Source organism: Aureisphaera sp., assembly GCF_059726885.1.
On the sequence record NZ_AP041051.1, the window covers coordinates 649,531 to 672,025 of the forward strand.

A 22,495-nucleotide genomic window follows, 5' to 3' on the forward strand; every position below is an offset into this window, starting at 1 on the left:
ATGGGAGAAATTTTCAAAATTCTGGTTGAGTACAAAGGTGATTTTTTAGTTGGTATAACAGTTACACTAAAAATGACGATTCTTATATGGCTAATAGGAATCGTCTTTGGCATTTTACTAGGCGTTTTGTCCTCCCGATACCCCAAGGTAATTGGCATCCCTACTAAAGCACTTACCTTTCTTTTGGGCGGAATACCTGTCTTAGTGTTTCTTTATTGGTTGCATTACCCTGCTCAAACAATATTAGGCATACAGGTTGACGGCTTTGTGACAACAGTTTTCACTTTAGCGACTTTAAATACATTTCTTGTAGCTGAGCAAGTGAGAAACTCTGTAGATGGCTTCCCGAAAGAGTATATCATCTCAGCAGAAGTATGTGGATTTTCATCATTGGAAATTATAAAACAAATTCAGATCCCTCTGATCCTAAGACAGATCTTACCGTCAATTCTTCTCATTCAAGTTGTTATGATGCACTCGACCTTGTTTGGCTCCCTTATATCTGTTGATGAAATATTTCGCATCGCAAGCAGGGTGAATTCAGAAGTTTATAAACCCGTAGAAGTCTATTCAACTTTGGCTATTTTTTTCTTAGTCATAAGTTTACCCATTACAGGTGCAGCGTATTTTTTGAAACGAAAATTCTCCTTCATTAAATGATTAGTTGCAAAAACATAACAAAGACCTATGGTGATTTAACTATTCTGAATGGAATAGATGCGGAAATAGAACGCGGTGAAGTAACAGTGCTCATAGGTCCAAGTGGCAGCGGAAAAACTACTTTTCTAAAATCACTTTCATTAATTGAAAACCCAAGCTCAGGAACGGTGAGTCTGGATGGTGATTCATTTGAGTTTCCCAATACTAGGGGAAAAGTGCGCAAGCAGTTTAGTTATGACGGAAAACAAACAATTGGGGTTGTTTTTCAAAACCTTGATTTAATACCACACTGGACCAATAGACAAAACATCCTTAGACCAATTGGCAAAGAAATATCTGAGTCGGAGCAAAGTGAACTACAAAACTTACTTGAGCTATTTAAAATGGAACACTTTATTGACAAATTACCGCATCAATGCAGCAGAGGCGAACAACAAAGGGTTGCATTTGTGCGAGCTGTTATGCTAAAACCAGAGTTTCTTTTTTTAGACGAGATTACTTCCGCTTTAGACCCAGAATTAGTGGCTACACTTTTCAAATACCTAATTGAGCTAAAAAACAAAGGAACAGGAATATTAATCATTACCCACTTCTTATTGTTTGCCCAGAATGTCGCAGATAAAATAATCTTTATTTCAGAAGGTAAATTAATAGAAAAAGGAACCAAGCATATAATGATAAGTCCTGGAACTAAGAAATTGCAGGATTTTCTACTAAGTCTTGGAGGTATCATTTTAAACGCAGACAACCCTAAAGTAGAAGATGTTACAAAAGGGGTGTTAGGAATTATCAAAGATCCATATAAGGAATATAGAGAATCGAAAGATGTAAACAACAAACTGCGTCTTATCTACAGAATTTTAGACCAAGAAGACTTAAGTAATGAAGTGTTGACTGATGTATACAAATTTGTGAGGAATAATTTTTCAGAATTTAAAAGTGACTTGGAAAAATGGTTAGATATCAGAAGTAATCATGAAATGTACTGGGATAAATTGGATTTGTACATTCGAGAAAGACTTTCGAATGAAAAGTATCCAAAACATAAAGCGTGGATATACTTACTCAGTTATACTACTGCTGAAAATTGGAAACATAAAAATATTATACCGTTACTTGAAAGTTATACTGGCAAGAATAATTTCATAAACGATCAAGTGGCAACAGAAATGCTAAAGGAAATGATATGAGAAAATCTATAAGCAATCAAGATCAATGGGCGAAGGTTCTTTCAGAGCTTGAAGCGGAGTATGCTAAGCTTCAATCGTATGACAGGACTATAGTTGAACACCTTGGTGATGTTTCTAAAACTAAAATCTTGGATTATGGTGCTGGTCCTGCTGTGTTAGCAAATTTACTACAGAACTTGGGCGCACAAGTCAAGGTTTATGATATAAGTAAAGAAATGAGAGAGATAGCAGTTGAGAAGCTGGGAAGGCCAGCAGTTTTTGATAAGGTGGAAAGTATTCCAAAGAACTACTTTGATGTTATCTTATGCAATCTGGTCGTCTGTATTGTGGAAGAAGAGGAAGTGATTTCTATATTCAAGACTTTGAGAGGTAAAATTGCTCCAACTGGTAAAATTTACATTGGTTTTTGTAATCCTAAAATATTTGATGTGAAAGAATCAAATCTTGATTATCGGTTTCCTACTGGTGAAGACTATTTACTTAATCACGAATACAAGAAAATTAAGAAAGAAGGGAATTACGAAATTATCGAGAAGCACAGACCTATAGAATGGTATCGGAAAATAATTGAAGAGGCTGACTTAGAAGTAGTAGACATACTTTTCACACCTGAATATGAACTGAAAGGTTTCGATTTAAGAGACTTTATAATTTTTGAATTAAAGAAATGATAGAACGGATAAAGACATATTTTGAATTTGCTCGACATAAGGCCAACTTTAGAACAGAAGTCATTGCAGGGGTTTCCACATTTCTTGCTTTGTCCTACATTTTTGTAGTCAATCCAGCAATATTAAGCGAAGGTGGGATTAATAAATCAGCTGCTCTTTTTGCTACTATAGTTATTTCTGCCATTTCTACTTTTGTTATGGGGGTTTGGGCTAAAAAACCCTTTGCTCTTGCTCCTGGGTTAGAGATGAACTCTTACGTTGTTTACTTTTTAATAATTGGACTTGGAGTTTCGTGGCAAGCTGGATTAGGTGCGGTATTCTGGTCGGGTATTCTCTTTCTTGTACTAACCATTACCAAAGTCCGTGAAAAAATAATTGAGGCAATTCCAGATTCACTGAAGATTGGTTTAGCGGCATCAGTGGGAGTATTTTTAATAATCATTGCTTTTAGACTTAGTGATGTATTGATTTATGAAGAAACCAGCATCAAAGCTACTGGCAATGTATTCTCTTCAAAAGCACTCGTTCTTGTCCTAGGTTTTGCAATCGCCATTATTCTCCATCGTCTAAAGGTGAAAGGTTTCATTCTTGTAAGCATCATATTGTGTACTGTGATCAGTCATTTACTTGGATTTTATGAATCAAACTCTGATTCAATAGCACTGAACGGAGAAATGTTTTCTGCGATTGGAGCATTGGATATAAGGATAATTGCAAATCCAAAAATGTTTTCAGCCATTATTATTTTGTTTGTTGTTGACTTTTATGGCAGTATTGCCAAGTTTATCGGACTTACACAAAACACTACTATTCTTGATGAAGAAGGTAAGTTACCAAATCAAAAAGAAGCATTACTTATAGATGGTGCAGCCACTATTGTTGGATCAACAGTAGGGACAACAAGCTTAACCACTTTTGTAGAAAGTGGTGTGGGTATTGGAGCTGGGGGAAGAACTGGTTTTACCGCAGTAGTTTGTGGGCTTATGATGTTATTGTTTATTCCTCTTGCCCCCATAGTAAATTTAGTTCCTGTTATTGCTACCACTGGTGCATTGCTATGGGTGGGTATAGAACTTATGCCAAAGCTGGTACGTATTAAAAAAATTACTACAGTTGAACTGTTGGCAGTTGTTTTGATGATACTTGTCACTGTAGCAACTTTTGCACTTGATAAGGCTATGCTTGTCGGTTTTGGATTCTTTATTCTAGGTAACCTTTTTAGTGGGAAATTAAAACAAGTTAATCCATACTTGGTGGTTTCTACCTTGATCATTCTGTTGTCAATTCTTCTATCAATTTATGCCTAACGATTTCCTAAATATCAGTGAAGCAACCTTGTGGGATAATCTAAAGCGTAAGGCAAATGAAACCATGAGGAAGATCAATAACCAAGACGATGGAGGAAGGCGATTGAAATATTTTAATCCAGTAACTGATTCAAAAGCAATTCCGAAATTATTGGAGGATATTGGGAAACAATTTTACAAACTATTCCTATACCACTCCATAAATAAACAACTAAATGAAAACGCAGAGGCTGATATTGAAAATTTAATCCACAATTTCCGATTCTATTTCTGGCCAGGATATACAACTTTAGACAACAAAAGAATCTTCATAAATGGTGCACAAAGAGGTGAATTTAAAACACAAAGATATTTTACTGGTATCGGAAATAATCCTAACACAATTTATAGTACCAGTTTAAAGGAAGAATTGAATGTATTTCTAACTGACACAAATCATGTTGTGTCTTTCGGAGGGTACAACTCATCGTTTTGGGTAAAGAATATTCCAAGTGTCGTGGCATTCGATAATATTCTCAACCAAAAATACTTAGACGACGATTTAAATGGTTCTGACTTCAATGTGGCCTCCACTCATTATTGGAAGTCATCTCAAAAGATTTTAGGGGAGAATGATAAATTGGAGTTCATTCCTATGCCATTAGAAAAAGATGGATCCGAATTAAGAATCTTACATGTCAAAGTTGGCAATCAAGGTATAAGCTATTCCCCAAATAGAATAACTATTGAGGTCCCACAGAATCGATTTAATGAATCAGGAGAAATTGTCGAAAATGCTTTGGCAGTTGAGAATATCGAGGTTGATTGGGTAAAAGAGTACCACAAGAAAAATTATATACAATGGCCAAAGCAGTTCCAGGACAAAACAGGTCGTAATTCTGAGTCCATTGATCGAAATAAGTCAAATGAGACTAAACTACAAGTCCTGTCGTATACATATTGGCTGTCAGAATCATTAGGCAACAAAAAGTTTCGGAATCAGAATTATGTTACTATTAAAAATGAATTTTCAAAAAATGGTTATGAGGAAATTGCTCAGAGAATAAAGCCATTCAATGCTTACCGAAACGAATACCATCAAAAATCTGATTTATGTGAAGTTTATTACGATAATTGGTATACTACTTTCTTAGAAAGTTATAGTGACGATGTAGATTTAGGAACAGCTATGTTTTTAACATCTGAAGAATATGATTCAGAGTTTCTGATGAAGTGCTCCAATTGGCTAAGATGGATATACAATGAGCTACGAATCGTCGAAGCTACCGCTAAAGAGGAAATTCAAACTGAAAATTCTATTCTCAAATTGCTCAAGCATACACAAAAGCACTACTTAAATGCATTAGAAAGTTCACTTTCAAGTTTAGATTTCAAACAACAAGCTGTCGGTAACATTGCAACTTTAAGCACTTCCATACTAAAAGGTCATTTTGATATATTGGAACTGCTCGCTGTGGTCAATGATGATAATCGTGAGGAGTTGCCAGAAGAACCTACTGAATTTTCGGTTACTGAAACAATCAATGATCATATCAGTATACTTTATGAGATAACAAGACAAGAATCGTTTTACACAATTTTAAAGAATATTCTTCCATGTGATAAAGAAACATATCAATCTAAGGTACCACGCCTTCTTAAAAGTGCTTACCAATCAGAGGAATATACTTTATGTAGTTATCAAAACATTTTGACGATCATATTAAAAGAGTTATTGGTTAATGCGCTTGAAAATATTAACGTAACGAACCCCCACCTTGCAATTAATGTCAAGCAGGCCGAAGGCAATACGATTATCGAAATAGAAAACAGCATATCTGATTTCACATTTAAAAAGGTGATGAGAAATTATGCCGCTCTTAAAAACAAGGAACGTATCTCCAATAGGTTTGGATGGTGGGTAATTTCTCGTCTTTCAAAAATTACGAATTTTGCAATTGAAATAGATGATTTGAAGAACATTGACCTCACCAAAGTATTTAAGATCAAAATAGAGATTGAGAATGAAGAAAATTAAAATATTAATCTGTGATGACCAAGAAGCAGACCATATGCTGGTCAAGCTTAATTTCATTGAGAATACCTTTTTTAAGGATAATGTGGATCTTGATTCATTTTACTTTTTTGAGTTGGCCCCAAAAGATAAGGGTATACCATTCATGTCTATAGACCCTAATGATTTTGACTACGATATTGTATTTCTCGATTTAAATTTTATCCCGGAAGGAATTCAGGAGGAAGATGAGAAAGATGGTGTAATCGATAAAGCATTGATTAAATTGAAATCTGTTGAAAAGGATATTTTGCTTTTAATACTTTCAAAAGATGGAGGAAATCGAAGTGATAGTCTGACCGTTCAAGGTGTCCCTATAATAGATAAAAACGCCAATCAAAATGTAATCAAAAAGTTTTTGATGCACCATTATGACAGGTTCGTGAGATCAAAAATTGCTGGTTGTTCTTACGATGAAATTCACAGTATCCGAGAGGATGTATCTATGGGGAACTCTGAAATTTCCATTGCAGGTGAAAATTACATCACTTCGAGTTTATTTTCTCATATTAGCCCCAAAGAATACTATAGTATATTTCATGAGATTCCTAATCTCAAAGAAGATGACAAATTTAAATTCGAACTGGATTTAGGAGAGTATTTTAAAGAATTGATTGGAAATCCAAAATGGAGGGAAGAAGAAAAGAAATGGGAAAAAAGATTACGTAATTTAATCCTAGCATATCTACTGTCTAGTTATTGTGAAATCTCTTCTGATGTGGATGATAATTTTGCTCATGTTGTGGCAAACTCCCTGTTAGTTTGGGATACTTCAATTGTGAAAAACTTTAATACTTCTGGAAATGCAATCCCTACATTTATTAAAAGACTAAACACAAGAAGGTTAATTGCTTTTCTATACCTGGTGTGCAATTATAGTCAGAAAAATATATACTGGTTATTAAAAGGAACGAAAGACGACCCAGGTGACAAAACTATTGAAAATGGTTTTCGATACTCTTACTTTTTATTTAAAACAAGTGCGTTACCAGAAATTTCAAGAAGAAAAAAAACATACCACTTGGTAAGGAATCAGCTTTTTCCTTATGACAAGAAATTACTCAAAAATATCGGTAATGAATTTCTTTCAGAAATTGATTCATTAGAATGCAACTTCGAGACTTTTGACAGAGAATCATTTAAAAGCGAACTAAATAATTTAGGTTAGATGCATTTTGGGGTGTAACTGAAAGTAACCCCTATAATTCAAAATAACCCCCATAATTTAAAGCAACTTGTATAACCTGATTTGACATGGCTAACCCGAGTCAAACAATCTATCTTGACGCACCATTGTTTAGATAGAACTTGCACCCATAATAATAAGTTAAGATTATGGGTTTTCATTTTTATCAACCAAGTTCTGAGTTTCAAGAAGGCAGTAAAGCGTCTTCCTTAATAAGCTATGCTGTCGCCAATCTTCCTTTTTTTTCTGGTCCATGGCTTTCACAATTTTCACCCTGTAATGCAATGAGCATTTTATGGCCAGGTGAAAAACTGGCTGCTATAATACAGGAATTAAGCAAACATCAAAATCAAAACAATGACTGCGGAGCACTGCTCGTAGCATACAAGAAAATCTACCGTCGGTTGACCCTAACGGACTTCTCTTTAGAAAAGAATGAAACAAAAGAATAGTACTCCAAAACCGCCAAGGGCGGAGATGGAGCCGGGAGCTTTTCGCCTTCTACTCTCGGTAAAGCAACAGGTGGACACAAAAAACAAGTAACTATAAAAAATAAACGTTATGAAAGATTATTATAAAAAATTCGGAAATAGTAAAATTGCTTTACCAGTCAGCAGTGCGAGATCGCAGATGGATATCATGGCGTCAAAGAACCATCCGAAACCTTTTGCAAGTCGATATTCTTTTAAATTTTTTGATAAAAAATCGAACAAATTTAAGGACTTGCAAAGGTTAGGTATTAATCCAACACCAGTTGCAGATTATGAGGACTATTGTGCAGAAAGTATCATTAGCTTTATAAAGAACAAAAATTTCCCTTGTGTTGGTGCCCCTGGGACTATTATAAAAAATCAGGTTAGATACTTGATTTACGAAAGCTACGATGATGCTTTATATGAAAACCAAATTCAATTAGACTTAATCGAATTTATAAATGAATATAAGTCCTTAGACACAGATAAAGGCAATGACCTTACTCTTTTAGTCATATTTAAAGACGAAACCTTTAGTAGCATTGGAGAGGCCGATTTGAAATTTTGGTCCATTTGGCAAGAAATAGCAGATTATTATTACACAAATTACGGATGGCCAGAAGGATATAGTACAAACCCTAAAGACAAAAATTTCACATTAAGTATAGGCCTTGACGCAATTTTTGTGAATTACAGTCACCCCTGTGCAAAATATGTTGATAGACGTTTCCCGTTCACAACATTTGTAATTAATCCTCAGCGACAATTTGACTATTTAAGGGAGATAAATCTCTATAAAAAATTCAAAAAATTTACTAGAGAGAGACAACAAAAATTAGGATTTATTAATGCATATCAAGGGGAAATAGGCGAGGTAAGTCAGGCGAATGTAATGACATCGTCGGACACCCAGCCAGTATTTGAAATTTCAGATTGTATTAACGGCAATTATTTAGAAAGCAAATGCCCGTTTAAACAAGTAAAAAGAAAAGTATCCAATTTTTTAAATATTTTATTCTAATGGTTAACTTAAAAATATCAAAATCGGTACTCGATAAAGGAGTTAGCAACCCTATTTCTGGTGTAATCGAAAATGTCAGTGTGATTGAAAGTCCTATGATTTTAATGGATGAAATCAATACAAAATTGCAATACATCGCATCGAACAAAGAACAGATAGTAAATTCTAAGTATTACAGAGGTTTTAAACAATTATTTACGGCACTTGGCTATCCAAACCAGCAAACTGCTGCTGATCGACTTATAGAGCAGTACACAAAAAAACCCTTTAAAAGTATAAATAATCTAGTAGACAGCTATAATATAGTTTCTGCACTCTATGGTTACCCAATTGGATTACATGATGCAAATAAGATTAAGTCTGATATTAAAATTGATTTAGCATCTGATCATGAAACCATTATACCCATGTTCAGAAACTCTCAAAAAAAAGTAAAACCGAATGATCTTATTTATAAAGATGATAACGGTATTTTATGTTGGATGGGTAAGAGAGATATTGATTCTGATCTGTACAAAGTTGATAAAAAAACAAGTGAAGTTTTTATAATGTGCATGGGTAATCCTATTACAGATCACAGTGAAAATCAATATATATTAGAAATTATATTTAAAATTCTTAAAATAAGTTGTCCAGATGCAAAATTAGTAATGTCGGAAGTAGAAATTGTTCAATAAAAAATCAAACATATTCTACAGGTGCTAGATCAAACTGATTAATTAACAACCGTGAGCGATATCCACTCTAAAAAATCCGAAACTTAGGTTTCGGGTTTTATTTTAATTAAAACTACAAATCACGACTTATTCAAAAAATCCACTTTTAAGGACTGCCAACGCCTCTTGTTTTTTCACAATACGGATATACTTTAAAAACTCTCTTTCTGTTTTGTGACCTGAAAAGAGCATGATATTTTGTATTGGTTTACCAGCTATGTAATAATTCGTGCAAAATGACCTTCTAGCCGTATGAGTTTTTACCATTTTGTATTTAGGAATGGTTTCTTTGACCAATTTTCCACCTTTAACATAAGAAATTTCTATATCCTCTTTAAAACCTGCTGCACTGCATGCTGTCTTTATGTTTTTTCTCAGAATAGGTTCACTCAATTTTCTTGGAAAACTGCCATTATATCTATTCATAATCCCTTGAATCTCCTTTGTAATAGGAACATGAACTATTGTGCCAGTTTTTTTCTGATGTATCTTAATAAATTTGTGACCGTCAATTACATCAATGTTGGAATCTGTTAACCCATTGTAGTCACTAACCCTTTGACCTGTATAACATCCAATTAAAAAAATATCTCGAGCCAATTCTATCTCGGGTCTATTCTCAAAATCTTTCTTCGCTAATATTCTAATCTCATCTTCAGTAAGATATATCTCTGTTGTGACTTCCTTAAGTACTTTAAAGGCTCTATGTTTAAATATAGTATTACTAGTTATACCATTCACTAGAGCATCATTCAAAAAGATTTTAAGATTTTTAATATGCTTTCCAATGCTATTAAGGCTATATTCTTCATCTTCTAATAAGTCCACAAATGACCTATAGAAAGTTAGATTTATATGATCAAATTTGAGTTTGTCTGAATATGACTTTTCATAGAGTTCAAGCAGTTTTATAGTCTGGTTATATGAACGGAAAGTAGTAACATTAATCCTATTTCTTTTTGATTCAATCAAATTCTTAGCGTAATTAACTACATAAGATTTTATGGTATCTTCTTCATTATCCTTGCTTTTAATTTTACTTGAAACCAATTGTGATAATTTTTCTAAATCTATAGTTCCCACATCACTAACCATATTAGAAAGTTCTTTTTCAGTAAAGACTCTAATATCATCAATGCGTTTATTAATCTTATAAGCATTTTGCATCATCCCTTTACCAGTTTTAACCTTCTGTTTTTTTACATCCCAATGGAGTAATGGACATTTATATCCAATACTTTTTTTGAACCTTCTGTTTTTTGACGAAAAGTGCATTAAAATAAGGCTTTCCTTTTTGGGATTCTTTTCTAAGCTTCTAATTGATTCTTTTAAGCTAAATCTGACTACTCCGTGAGTACTTTCTAATGTTGAATTCATTGTTTCTGTTTTTAATACTACTTCAAATGCTAATTACGTACCAAAGCGGTGTGCTTTAGAGTGTGTTTTTCGTTTGAATAATTCTGAATTATTTTAAAAGTTATTTAATGACAGAGATAGATTCTCTTACTGGTAGAACTGACATATTAGCGTTTGTCATTAAATATGTTTCAGATTGAAACAACTACTTAGTACTGGAGGCACCACATAAAAACCCGAACATCCGTTCGGGTTTTTTGTTTAATGGTCTTGCATAAAAAAACTCCCGTTTTGCAACAGGAGTTTATACATATCAAGGAAGTTTGGTTATTGCTGAACGCAAACTCCAAAAACAACGACCCCACAAACAGCTCCTAAACAAGTTTCTGTTCTTACCTGACAAGGACCCAAGCACACAAACGGGAATGGGGAACTATCTGGTCCCGAAGTACAATACGTGACCGTCATGGCATCCAAATTGGAAAAATCAATATAACTGTAGGTTTCATTGATAACGTCGGATTCATCGATTTTAAGAATTTCCACTTTTTCCTTACCATCCTTCTTACCTATAACGGTATAGTAGTACCCATAACTTTCACTGAACTGAGCATCCACTTGGTCTATGGCATCGAATAGGGTAATAAAATTTGCTTCTAGGGTAGCATACAACGATTCATTATCCATTGTTTTTACAAAATCCCTTTTAAGAACTTCCACATATTCCGATGCTAAGTCTTCAGGGTACATGTCTTTCGAAGAATTGGTGAAACTGTACACGGTTAAAACCAATACTGCTAGTGCTAATACATAAATGAATTTTTTCATAATAATTTTGTTTTAAAGGTTTGTTGGTATGAAGATAGACAAGATCCCTTTCTTTTAGCTGTTGGTTATCCACATAAAAAAGGGGACTAAACCATAAGAAATCAAACATATAGGTCATTATTCAACCTTAACCAACAAACACATCACGATGGCTTACACTACAAAAAGACCTTACCCGCGTAACCCCATGCTTGTCAAAGGATCGTTATAAAATAAGTATCTTTAATCACGTTACAAGATGGCCATCCTATGAAAATCACCTTATTCCTCCTCATCTTTTTTCTTTGTTTTTTAAGCCCTGCTCAGGAAAGGAATTATTGGAGAATTCAACCCGACCAGAGTATCTCATGGAATCTATTGCAAGAAGATCGCTTGCCCCATGAAGAAAACATTGAAATGTCGGGAAAGAACGTGTCGGCGATTATCTACTATTCCATCAATAAGGATAAAGAAATTTCGATATCGCGGGATGTCATTTTTCCACAGCTTAGAACCTACAACAAGTATTGGGAGCCCGACTGGAAGAAGTACCGTGCCTATTTCCGCAGAACCCTTACAGACGATCACTCGCCCAGTATACATCTGAACACCAAAACCCTGAAGCCTACAAAGGCAGACTCCTTATCCATTCATGGCAATCTTAAGATTTACCACACCCCTATGGATGGCCTTCAGATTATCCGAACAATTTATCCTTCAATGGAGGATCGTTTTATGGTCGAAGAATGGAAACTCCTCAATTTAGAAGAAGACCCATTGAAAATTGAAATTTCCAACGTTGCTTCCTCCCAATCGGAAAAAGGGTATAAGGGGAACTATACGATTGAAGTCTTAAGTACTGCCAAAAAGAATATCTCCTTGGCCCCAGGCGAATCCTATATATTCCCGGTGTATTATGGAGCCACACTTAATAATGAGAAAAAGGAAGACTTCAATTTTGAAAAAGCGAAAAAAGAACGCCAACAGTTTTTGGATGAAATGGCGAACAGTCTTGTACTAAACACTCCAGATCCTGTTTTGAATCAGTTGTTTTATTTTTCAAAAATACGCGCTTCAGAAAGCATATTCGAATCATCAAAAATGGGGCTGGTTCACTCTCCAGGAGGCGGCAACTATTACCTAGGCATTTGGGCCAATGATCAGGTAGAATACAGCGGTCCTTTCTTCCCATATTTAGGTTATGAAAAAGGATCTATGGCCGCTTACAATACCTACAAATGGTTCTTGAAAAATATTCCTGATGATGGTTCCCATATCCCATATGCCTTTGAGGTAGATGGCAATTTCCCTATGAAACATCTGGATCGTGGGGACGCCGCAATGATAGCCTATGGCACCTCACATTACGCACTTGCTAACGGAAACAAGGAAACGGCAGAAGAACTTTGGCCCCTGATCGAATGGAGCCTCAACTATTGCCACAATCATAGGAATGAATCCGGCGCAGTCATTTCGGAAAGTGATGAAATGGAAGGGCGTATTGAAACAGGGACCGCTAACCTATCTACCTCATCGCTTTATTATGGAGGTTTAAAATACAGCTGGATACTGGCCGAAAGACTCGGTAAGTTAGGAGAAGCTCAGGTGTATAGCGAACGACTCGCCGAAATGAAGGAAGTAATCAATACCTACTTCACCGCCAATATTGAAGGCCTGAACACCTATAAATACTTTGAAGAAAACACTCACCTTAGGCATTGGATTTGCTTGCCATTGTGTATGGATATAACCGAAAGAAAGGAGGGAACACTCGAAGCTCTTTTTAATGAATTATGGACAGATGATGGTATACTGGTTGAGCTACGCCCCAAAGAAGCGGGAGAAGTTCGAACATTTTGGGATCGTGCAACACTATATGCCCTCCGTGGTGCCTTCAAGGTTGGTGCCACGGATCGAGGTTTTCAAAAACTCAAGGATTTTTCTGAAAAGCGATTGTTGGGCGATCATGTTCCTTATGTGATTGAAGCCTACCCAGAAAACAACAAAAAACATCTATCGGCAGAAAGCGCTCTCTATTGCAGAATTTTCACAGAAGGCATTTTAGGGATGGAACCAACGGGGTTCGACCGAATAAAACTGAAGCCTTCTTTACCTGAAAGCTGGGATTTTTTGGAAGTAAAAAAGATTCAGCTTTTTGGCATGAACACAGATATTTCCATTCAAAGAAAAAAGGGCAAACTACATATGGAAGTTCGTACGGGCGGCAAGGTTCGTTTTAAAGGAAAAGTACAAAACAATGAAGCCGTTTTCGTGGAATTAGGCCATTAGCAAAGCTGAAATTTCTTCATCGGAAACCGAACAATTCGCCCCACTTTTCGATGCTACCAACGCCCCTGTTGCGCAAGCGGTTGCCAAAGCATTTTCTGGAGATTTTTGTTCTATTAACAAGGTATTGACCAGAGCTGCTAAGAAGCTATCCCCGGCACCAACAGTATCTTCCACCTTAACTTTGAACCCTGGGTGATAAAACAATGATCCTTCACATAACAACGTGGCTCCTTTATCCCCTTGGGTTACGCAAATGGTTTCTGTCTGGGTCACTTGTTGCAACCATCGGATTCGTTCTTCCAAACCATTCATTTCACAACCAAGGCCGTCACACACCTCCACCAGTTCTTCGTCATTCAGTTTAATGAAATCTGCGTGTTGCATGAGTTCATGCACTATGGATAGATTATAGTGAGGCGCTCGTAGGTTGACATCGAATATTTTTGTGTTGGCTTTGGGCAGCAATACTTTCATCGTATTTCTATTGAACTCATTGCGAAACGCCAAGCTTCCAAAAATGAAATATGGGGTCTTACCAACGGCTTCCACAATATGGGGCGCAGGCGGAATGGCATCCCAAGAGACGGGGTCACTTATGGTATAACTTGCACTCCCCTTTTTATCTAAAACTACCCACACCTCTCCGGTTTTCAGTTCCTTATGGCGGGCAACAAAATCGGTCACAACACCTTCCGAATTGATATAACGGGCAGCAGTATCGCCACTTTCATCATTCCCAATACAACTTACAATGCCCACATTTACCTGTAATGAAGCCAAGCGCAGTGCCACATTCAATGGAGCGCCACCAATTACTTTGTACTCTGGGAAAATATCCCAAAGGATCTCACCAAAACAAATGACCTGGAGATTAGTCATCCTCTCCCGTTAATTGTTTCTCCAATTCCTCTAAAGAGACTCCCTTGGTTTCTGGCATTTTAAATAGTGCCCATAGCAATTGAAGGACCATCATGGCTGCAAAGAAGTAATAGATGATCTCCATGGAGTCCTTAAAAATACCTTCTTGTTTATCTATAAAAAATGGAGTGACTAAGGTTATGATCGCGGCAAAAACCCAATGGGTTCCCGTTCCCCAACTTTGACCATAGGAGCGTACACGATTTGGAAAAATTTCTGAAATAAACACCCAAATCACAGCACCTTGACCAATGGCATGAGAAGCAACGAATAAACACATAAACGTTAATATTGAGACCGATCCCAATTCAAACTGATTGCTCACCCCTAGCATTATTAAACTAAAGATATAGCCGAATGAACCTATGATGATTAGTTGTTTCCTTCCCAGTCTGTCTATAAGGCGTACACCAACCAAAGTAAACAACAGATTAACAATACCGATGGCAATTGAATTAAAAAGCGAGTCGGAACCCCCAAGACCAGCTTTCTCTAGAATTTCCGGCGCATAGTACAATACAAAATTAATTCCTGATAACTGATTGAAAAAAGCGATGAGGAATCCGAGCCAAAGTACACGGTTGTATTTCTTTTGAAACAAACTTTCGCCTGTGCCTTTCAAATCAAGGTCCACTTTAATTTCTGATAGTTTCTGTTTGGCCATGTCTACATTGGCGTAGATGATCTCCAAGATGGACAGTGCCTTCCCTTCATCATTACGTTGCAACACCAACCACCGAGGACTGTTGGGAACTCGTAAAACCATGAGGGTATATGCCAAGGCGGGAATCGCTTCTACACCCAGCATCCATCTCCAATCGTTTTCACCGCCCACACCCTTGAGCAACCAATTAGATATAAAAGCAACCATGATTCCAAAGACCAAACAAAATTGATACAATGCCCCTAGCCTTCCCCTCTTTTCGGAAGAAGTGATTTCCGATATATATATAGGAGCAGCAACAGAAGACACCCCTACCCCTATTCCTCCTATGAATCGGGATATTGAAAATATATAAGGATCTTGGGCCAACGCACTACCTACAGCCGAAATGAAAAATAACACCCCAACCCAGAAAAGGGTTTTCTTACGCCCCCATAACTTAGTCGGAAATCCTCCCAAAAGCGAGCCAAGGACCGTTCCCCATAAGGCCATACTCATAATAAAGGTTCCATGAAATAAAGGGGAGGTGTCCCATAGTTCTTTGAGCGGTTGGTTAGCTCCGCTGATGACAACGGTATCGAATCCAAATAAAAATCCGGCCAACGCAACGGTGACGGACCAAGTAAACATTTTACTCATACTAATTCCAGATTGAATTTATACTGTGATACGTGAATTGCCGCAATACGGCTTTAGAATCTCCCTTTATTTCTAAAATAGTGTACTCTTTTTCAGGGAATATCTGATTGGTAAAAATAAAAGACCCCTCATCCATAAATATTTCTACGGACGATGCATCCATAATGAAACGAATGTCAACTTCCCTATCCATAGGAATATAAGGTTGTTTTTGAATTTCTTTTCCAAAACTTTCTTCGAAAGCTACTATACCTGAATTTGTTCTGTCGAAATACAACATTCCTTCTTCCGGTTTCATTGAAAAGGATATACTCTCATTAGCATCATTCATGAAATGTACTTCCAATGGCTCGGAAAGATTCACCCTAAACGAAATATCTGAATCATTGAAAGAGGGTTTTTCCAGTCTAAAGGTTTCGCTCAATACAATAGAATCCATGACCTCTGTTGTCTCTTGCAAATCCGAAAACTGAGGCAAAGGCATACTTTTAATAAAATAACTTCCTTCATCCTTATGTAACGTTATATCCCGTGGTAAGGTCATTGCGCTTCTCCAAACCTCGGTAGGTGTATTCCTTGCATAATTCCAATTACTCATCCACCCTATAAAAACCCGTTCACCGGTTGGCACATTGTTATATGTTACACCCGCATAATTATCCATACCATAATCTATCCACTTTGTTTCTTCTTGGGAAGTGGAGAATGAAGTACCATCAAAATCACCCACAAAATATTGGGTGCCCGATCCTCCATTGGGTGCGCCCGGATTTATACTTACCAATAACACCCATTTTTCTTCTTCCCCTCCATCAACTTTCAACTTAAACAAATCTGGACATTCCCAAACACCACCATGTGCTCCAACATCTTTTCCGAATTCACTTATAAGATTCCAATCCTTCAGGTTATCCGAGTTATAGAATTTCACATGATCTCCGGCCACTAGGGCCATAATCCATTTCTGCGAGGTTTCGTGCCAGAAAACCTTGGGGTCCCTAAAATCTTTGATCCCCTCATTACCAATAACAGGATTGCCGCTATATTTCTCCCAAGTGTCCCCATTATCTAAACTAAATGCTATCCCTTGCGTCTGAAAATCTTTTCTTCCGGCTTTTTCACCTTCCATTAAATGGTAGGTAAAAATTGCCACCAAAGGCACCGTACCATCCTTACCAAAGCCAGAAGTGTTGTTTGTATCCACAACTGCGCTTCCGGAAAAAATGAGACCATGTTCGTCTGGAAACAATGCAATTGGTTTGTTTTCCCATTTTATCATGTCTGGACTCACTGCGTGTCCCCAATGCATAGGACCCCAAACAATATCCTCTGGATAATACTGATAAAACAAATGATATGTTCCATCATGATACACCAAACCGTTTGGGTCGTTCATCCATTTTTGTGGTGGCGAAAAATGAAACTGTGGACGAAATTTTTCCTTATAACTAAAATTTAATGCCTCTGGTTCGGTTTTGATTGGTTCTTTTGCATCCTTATCCTTGCAGGAAAACAGCAATAGGACCACAAAAAGGCACGAAAATTTGGTCATGGCTTTTATTTTGAGAATGCTAAATATAGAAAGAAAAAAATCAAAGAGTCATCTGATTCCTAATTAGGAATGAGCCTTACAACAACTATTTTGTAGAATTTCGTTTGATCACAAAAGTATCTAACGTTTTAATTTTAGGAGGGGAAATTTTCCCTTCCTTTTTGGCCTTCATTTCTTTATATAGTTGCTTGAAGGTTCTTTTCCCCATTTCATAACCGGGCTGGTCTATGGTACTTAGTGAAGGTGTAATGGCTTGGGAAACAAACCAGTTACTAAAGCCCATAATGGAAATATCATCCGGAACTTTTATTCCACGCTCATTAAACACTGCAATAGCACCTACGGCCACTAAATCCGTAATCGTGAAGATTCCATCTACATCGTCGTGTTCCTTCAATAATTTATCTGCTGCCTCTCTCCCTTCCTCATAATTTACATTTTCACATATATATACTAATGAGGGATCATAGGTAAGGCCATGATCTTCTAATGCCTTTTTATATCCCAAAAATCTGTCAATCGAGTTTTGGGGCAGCAATGCTCCTCGAAAATGGGCAATTCGTTTACATCCACTATCAATAAGAACCTTGGTGGCTTCATAGGCCGCTTTGCGATCATCGATAATTATTTTGGAACAAGGGATTAGTTTGGAGATCTTATCGAACATGACAAGAGGGATATCCAAACTTTGCACTTCTTGTAAATGGGAAATATCTACTGTAGTACTAGCCAGGGAAATCATAATACCATCCACCCTTTTACTTATAAGGAGATCTATTTGCTTTTTTTCAAGTTTGTAAGATTCATTGGACTGGAGGATAATTACTAAATACCCCTTCTTTTCCGCTTGCTCGATTATGCCATTAATGACACTCGAAAAGAAATGATGTACGACCTCTGGTATAATTAACCCAACTGTCTTCGATTGCTTCGTCCGTAAGTTTACGGCAAATACGTTTGGCTTGTACTGTAATTTTTTGGCCTCCTCCTTTACAAGAGCCTTTGTTTTCTTACTTACATCGGGATAATTCTTCAATGCTTTTGAAACGGTTGTAATAGAAATCCCTAGATTTTCTGCAATTTGTTTCAAAGTTACTTGTTTCATAAAAGAAATCCTTTTTGTAAAGAGCTACGATATTAAGCAAAAAAATGAGAAACTTAAAAAATACGGGCAATTTTCGAAAACGAAAATCGAAAACGTTTTCGGTTGCTAAATTCGTGTTTTTGGATAGGTTTTTTTATAAAATTAAAAAATTTAATTGAAATTAGTGCCTAACAACTTTTGTTACAACAATAGCAAAATTAGTTTCATAATTAATTAAGTGTTTGATATTCTAATAGTTACCAACCTTGAAAATTAACTATTTGGTTCCTGTCTGGCTCTTGCGATGCGCAGTACTTTTGAAATGTACCCTTTCAAGAGTATGCCTGTTTTTCATTGAAAAGCAAGACCTTTCGTTGCCACAATTAAAATGGTTAAAACAAATTGCGAACTATAGAATAAAAGTAAATCAATCCCCTAGAATGATATTAAGTGCCATACGAAATGGAATTGCATTGGGCATCTTGAACAGTTCGGTAAAGGGTCAAGGAATTAGCCATAATGGATCGGGGGTTGATTTTCTTTATTTTTCAAACAAAAAAGTAGATTTAGCACCTATTTATATTAGGAATTAGTGTAGGCCATTTGGCTTGTGACCAATCACTTAATATGAAGAAAATATTGTATATTCCCATTTATTAGATAGAGTATTCGGGGATAAAAAAGAAAGACCAAAACATTGACACAATAACAACTGAATTATTAACTACAAACAATTAGCAATTATTGAAATTTAACTTTAAACCGAAAACTATATGAAAAACAAATTACTAACTAAACTTTTGTTGCTCCCCGTCCTATTGTTGATGGGTAGTTCGGCTTACGCACAGCTTACCGTGAGCGGAACGGTTTCCGATGCAACGGGACCGGTCCCTGGGGTAAATATCATCGTAAAAGGAACTTCTAATGGAGCACAATCTGACTTTGACGGTAATTATACACTTAACGATGTAGCCAATGACGCTGTACTGGTATTTAGTTACCTAGGTTATACTACACAAGAAATAAGTGTGGGCGGTCAAAGCACGATAAATGTTACCCTTCAAGAAGACATTGAGTCTTTAGGAGAAGTTGTGGTAATCGGTTACGGTACGACTACCGTAAAGGATGCAACAGGTGCGGTAAGCGCGGTAACTTCAGATGATTTTAACCAAGGTGTGATTTCTTCACCAGAACAGTTGATTCAAGGTAAAACTGCTGGGGTGCAAATTACACAGACCTCGGGTGAACCTGGTGCTGGTGTTGCCTTCCGTATTCGTGGATCCAACTCCATTCGTTCGAATAACAATCCGTTATTCGTAGTTGATGGTGTGCCACTTGCCGGAGACGGTACAGCGGCGGCTCCTGGAGACATTGCCTTTGGAGGAGGAGCAGCAAGAAACCCATTGAACTTCTTGAACCCTAATGATATCGAAAGTATCAACATCCTAAAAGATGCTTCTGCGACTGCCATTTATGGTTCTCGTGGTGCAAACGGGGTGGTTATCATTAAAACTAAAAGTGGTAGAGGTAACCGTGGAGGACTTTTTGAAGTTTCTACAAACCTAAGTATCTCTAAGGCACGTGAAAACTATGACCTATTAGATGGTCCTGCTTATTTGGATGCCATCACACAATTTGGTGGAGATGCTAACGCATTGAACTTTAGAAGCAATACAGACTGGCAAGACGTTATTTTGCGTACGGCTGCTTCAGTAAATACTAATGTGAGCTATTCCCAGAGTTATGCTCAGGGTAATATTCGTGGTACTTTCGGATACGGTAAACAATTCGGGGTTGTTGAAAACTCTGATCAAGAACGTATCACTGGACGTATTAATGCACAGCATCGTTTCTTAAAAGATAAATTAACGCTTGGATTACAGGGATCTGTTTCCCGTGTAAACGATCAAGCACCGCCATTAAGTGCGACTGCTGGATTTAATGGGGATTTAATTGGAGCTGCTTACTTAGCGAATCCAACTTGGCCTAACAGACCTGGTTTCGATCCAGGAGGTGGAGCCTTGAACCCAGCTAACCTTTTAGAAAACTACAGAAGTTTCACTAACACGAACAGATATTTAGTAAACTTATCTGCGGATTATCAGTTTATTCCTGAGTTAAGTGCTAAAGTAAGTATCGGTTATGACAAGTCTGAAGGAGAAACTTTGGCCATATTCAACGGAGGTGTTAACGGTATTAACCGAGTACAGGATAATGGACAGGGTGCATTTAATACTCTTGACAGTGAAAACCAACTTATGGAGATCACCGCTAACTACAAAAAGGATTTTGGAAATGTTAGTTTAGACTTTATAGCAGGTTACTCTTACCAAGAATTTGCCAGGGAAGGATTCAACTCTCAAGGATGGGGATTCGGAAACGACCTTTTAAGTGAGCAGGAAGGATCTTTGAAAAACACATTCGATGAAGTTGTATCTGCTTTAGGTGGAGCGCAACAAGCTGGATTTGATCAAAATGGTTCTTTCATTAATACACTACTTCCAGAAATTGATGATACTGCAGAGCTTCCTTTCGGAACTTTCAGAGGAGTTAACTCTTTCTGGGTAGACTCTTTCGACAACGCCGATGAGCTACAATCATTCTTTGGACGTGCCGTAGTAAGTATTTCGGACAAGTATTTATTTACTGCTACAATGAGAGCGGATGGATCTTCTAGATTCGGTCCGGATAATCAGTACGGTTACTTCCCTTCTGGTTCCTTCGCCTGGAAAATGGCAGAAGAAGGTTTCTTGGGTGAGAGCGTTTCCACTTTCAAATTGAGAGTTGGTGCTGGTATCGTAGGTAACCAAGATGGTCTAGGGTATGCAAACTATGTACTAAGACAACGTTTTGCTGCTCCAATCATCGATAATGATGGATCTATCAACAGACCAGGAACTATATTCGTTTCCAATGACAACCCAGACTTAAAGTGGGAGCAAACATTAGACTTAAACGTAGGTCTTGACTTCGGATTCGGAGACGACCGTTTTAGTGGTAGTCTTGATGTATATCGTAAAGAAACAAGTGATCTATTGTTCTTCTCTCAACAGGCTGCACCAGCTGTACCGCCATTCTTCGTATTCCAAAACCTAGAAGATGGTACGGTAGTGAACCAAGGGGTAGAATTAGGACTTAGCTATGACTTTGTGGATACCGAAGACTTCACTATCGGGGCATCTTTCAATATTTCTTATAACGATAATATTGTTGAAGACACCAATCGTATTGCTGATATCGGAATCGTTCGAGGTGCAGGTTTAACCAACGCATTCGCTCAAAGATTGGCTGCAGACCAACCATTGTTCTCTTTCTATATGGCTGAATTTACTGGATTGGATGCCGATGGCCTTCCAACCTATGCCGATGTAGATGGTGACGGTGTTGGGGATCCAGCATTAGATAAGAAATTTGTTGGTAAAGACGCTTTACCTGATATCAATACAGGTCTATCATTGGATATGAGATATAAGAATTTAGATTTCAACGCCAGCTTCGCTGGACAGTTCGGATTCTATGTGTATAACGCAACCGCCAATGCATTCTTTACATCTGGATCTATTACGACTTCTCGTAACGTAATCACTGATGTTGTTACTAGTGGTGAAGCACCTGGTACTTCTGCTGAGGTTTCTACCAGATATCTGGAAAAAGGAGACTTCATTAGATTACAGTCTGCTTCTATTGGTTACAACTTCCCTTTAAAAGACAGCTCCTTATTCAAGTCATTCAGATTAAGCGTGTCGGGACAGAACCTTTTCCTAATTACAGACTACAGTGGTCTTGACCCTGAAGTTACTGTGAACACGGGAGATTTTGGAGATGGTATTCCATCTGCAGGGATCGATTATGCATCTTTCCCGCGACCACGCACATTTAGTTTTGGAGTTAATGCAACTTTTTAATAAA

At 37.1% G+C, this 22,495-nt stretch carries 17 protein-coding genes; 11 read left to right on the top strand and 6 right to left on the bottom strand.

The genetic code is table 11. The features are described from left to right. The 9 genes from AC6JAD_RS03040 (at position 1) to AC6JAD_RS03080 (ending at position 9,238) form a co-directional block, all read left to right on the top strand. Complete coding sequence (locus AC6JAD_RS03040; RefSeq protein WP_461302622.1) at positions 1–660, top strand: ABC transporter permease subunit; 660 nt, start codon at positions 1–3, stop codon at positions 658–660. After that, positions 657–1,850, top strand: coding sequence for an amino acid ABC transporter ATP-binding protein (locus AC6JAD_RS03045; RefSeq protein ID WP_461302621.1), 1,194 nt, complete (start codon positions 657–659; stop codon positions 1,848–1,850). The genes AC6JAD_RS03040 and AC6JAD_RS03045 overlap by 4 nt, the downstream gene beginning before the upstream one ends. Continuing rightward, positions 1,847–2,521, top strand: coding sequence for a class I SAM-dependent methyltransferase (locus AC6JAD_RS03050; protein WP_461302620.1), 675 nt, complete (start codon positions 1,847–1,849; stop codon positions 2,519–2,521). The genes AC6JAD_RS03045 and AC6JAD_RS03050 overlap by 4 nt, the downstream gene beginning before the upstream one ends. Next, positions 2,518–3,828 carry an NCS2 family permease gene (locus tag AC6JAD_RS03055; RefSeq protein ID WP_461302619.1) on the top strand — a complete coding sequence of 437 codons (1,311 nt, stop codon included), beginning with the start codon at positions 2,518–2,520 and terminating at the stop codon, positions 3,826–3,828. The genes AC6JAD_RS03050 and AC6JAD_RS03055 overlap by 4 nt, the downstream gene beginning before the upstream one ends. Further along, positions 3,821–5,845: a hypothetical protein gene (locus AC6JAD_RS03060; protein WP_461302618.1), complete on the top strand. Its 2,025-nt coding sequence runs from the start codon at positions 3,821–3,823 to the stop codon at positions 5,843–5,845. The genes AC6JAD_RS03055 and AC6JAD_RS03060 overlap by 8 nt, the downstream gene beginning before the upstream one ends. After that, complete coding sequence (locus tag AC6JAD_RS03065) at positions 5,832–7,049, top strand: hypothetical protein (protein WP_461302617.1); 1,218 nt, start codon at positions 5,832–5,834, stop codon at positions 7,047–7,049. Before AC6JAD_RS03060 ends, AC6JAD_RS03065 begins: the two co-directional genes overlap by 14 nt. A 167-nt stretch (positions 7,050–7,216) precedes the next feature. Then, positions 7,217–7,519, top strand: coding sequence for a hypothetical protein (locus AC6JAD_RS03070; protein ID WP_461302616.1), 303 nt, complete (start codon positions 7,217–7,219; stop codon positions 7,517–7,519). Positions 7,520–7,628: 109 nt separating this feature from the next. Further along, positions 7,629–8,561 carry a YqcI/YcgG family protein gene (locus tag AC6JAD_RS03075; protein WP_461302615.1) on the top strand — a complete coding sequence of 311 codons (933 nt, stop codon included), beginning with the start codon at positions 7,629–7,631 and terminating at the stop codon, positions 8,559–8,561. Continuing rightward, complete coding sequence (locus tag AC6JAD_RS03080; protein WP_461302614.1) at positions 8,561–9,238, top strand: phenylalanine--tRNA ligase beta subunit-related protein; 678 nt, start codon at positions 8,561–8,563, stop codon at positions 9,236–9,238. Before AC6JAD_RS03075 ends, AC6JAD_RS03080 begins: the two co-directional genes overlap by 1 nt. A 126-nt stretch (positions 9,239–9,364) precedes the next feature. Here AC6JAD_RS03080 and AC6JAD_RS03085 read toward each other — a convergent pair whose 3' ends face one another. Together AC6JAD_RS03085 and AC6JAD_RS03090 are read right to left on the bottom strand one after the other, a co-directional pair. Continuing rightward, positions 9,365–10,654 carry a site-specific integrase gene (locus tag AC6JAD_RS03085; RefSeq protein ID WP_461302613.1) on the bottom strand — a complete coding sequence of 430 codons (1,290 nt, stop codon included), beginning with the start codon at positions 10,652–10,654 and terminating at the stop codon, positions 9,365–9,367. A gap of 306 nt (positions 10,655–10,960) precedes the next feature. Continuing rightward, positions 10,961–11,461 (bottom strand): hypothetical protein, encoded by a 501-nt coding sequence (locus AC6JAD_RS03090; protein ID WP_461302612.1) that lies wholly within the window; start codon positions 11,459–11,461, stop codon positions 10,961–10,963. Positions 11,462–11,710: 249 nt separating this feature from the next. On the opposite strand from AC6JAD_RS03090, the gene AC6JAD_RS03095 reads away from it, so the two are divergent. Beyond that, the gene (locus AC6JAD_RS03095; RefSeq protein ID WP_461302611.1) at positions 11,711–13,729 is read left to right on the top strand and encodes a six-hairpin glycosidase-like protein; all 2,019 of its coding nucleotides are present in this window, start codon (positions 11,711–11,713) and stop codon (positions 13,727–13,729) included. On the opposite strand, the gene AC6JAD_RS03100 is transcribed toward AC6JAD_RS03095, so the two are convergent. The 4 genes from AC6JAD_RS03100 to AC6JAD_RS03115 all read right to left on the bottom strand — a co-directional run bounded on the left by AC6JAD_RS03100 (position 13,718) and on the right by AC6JAD_RS03115 (position 18,607). Next, positions 13,718–14,608: a carbohydrate kinase family protein gene (locus tag AC6JAD_RS03100; RefSeq protein ID WP_461302610.1), complete on the bottom strand. Its 891-nt coding sequence runs from the start codon at positions 14,606–14,608 to the stop codon at positions 13,718–13,720. The genes AC6JAD_RS03095 and AC6JAD_RS03100 overlap by 12 nt on opposite strands. Beyond that, the gene (locus tag AC6JAD_RS03105) at positions 14,601–15,950 is read right to left on the bottom strand and encodes a sugar porter family MFS transporter (RefSeq protein WP_461302609.1); all 1,350 of its coding nucleotides are present in this window, start codon (positions 15,948–15,950) and stop codon (positions 14,601–14,603) included. Before AC6JAD_RS03105 ends, AC6JAD_RS03100 begins: the two co-directional genes overlap by 8 nt. Position 15,951: 1 nt before the next feature. Continuing rightward, positions 15,952–17,502, bottom strand: a complete 1,551-nt coding sequence (locus AC6JAD_RS03110; RefSeq protein WP_461302608.1) for a glycoside hydrolase family 32 protein — start codon at positions 17,500–17,502, stop codon at positions 15,952–15,954. A gap of 85 nt (positions 17,503–17,587) precedes the next feature. Next, entirely contained in the window at positions 17,588–18,607 is a 1,020-nt protein-coding gene (locus AC6JAD_RS03115; RefSeq protein ID WP_461302607.1) for a LacI family DNA-binding transcriptional regulator, read from the bottom strand. Positions 18,608–19,359: 752 nt separating this feature from the next. On the opposite strand from AC6JAD_RS03115, the gene AC6JAD_RS03120 reads away from it, so the two are divergent. After that, positions 19,360–22,491 carry a SusC/RagA family TonB-linked outer membrane protein gene (locus AC6JAD_RS03120; protein WP_461302606.1) on the top strand — a complete coding sequence of 1,044 codons (3,132 nt, stop codon included), beginning with the start codon at positions 19,360–19,362 and terminating at the stop codon, positions 22,489–22,491. Positions 22,492–22,495: the final 4 nt, after the last annotated feature.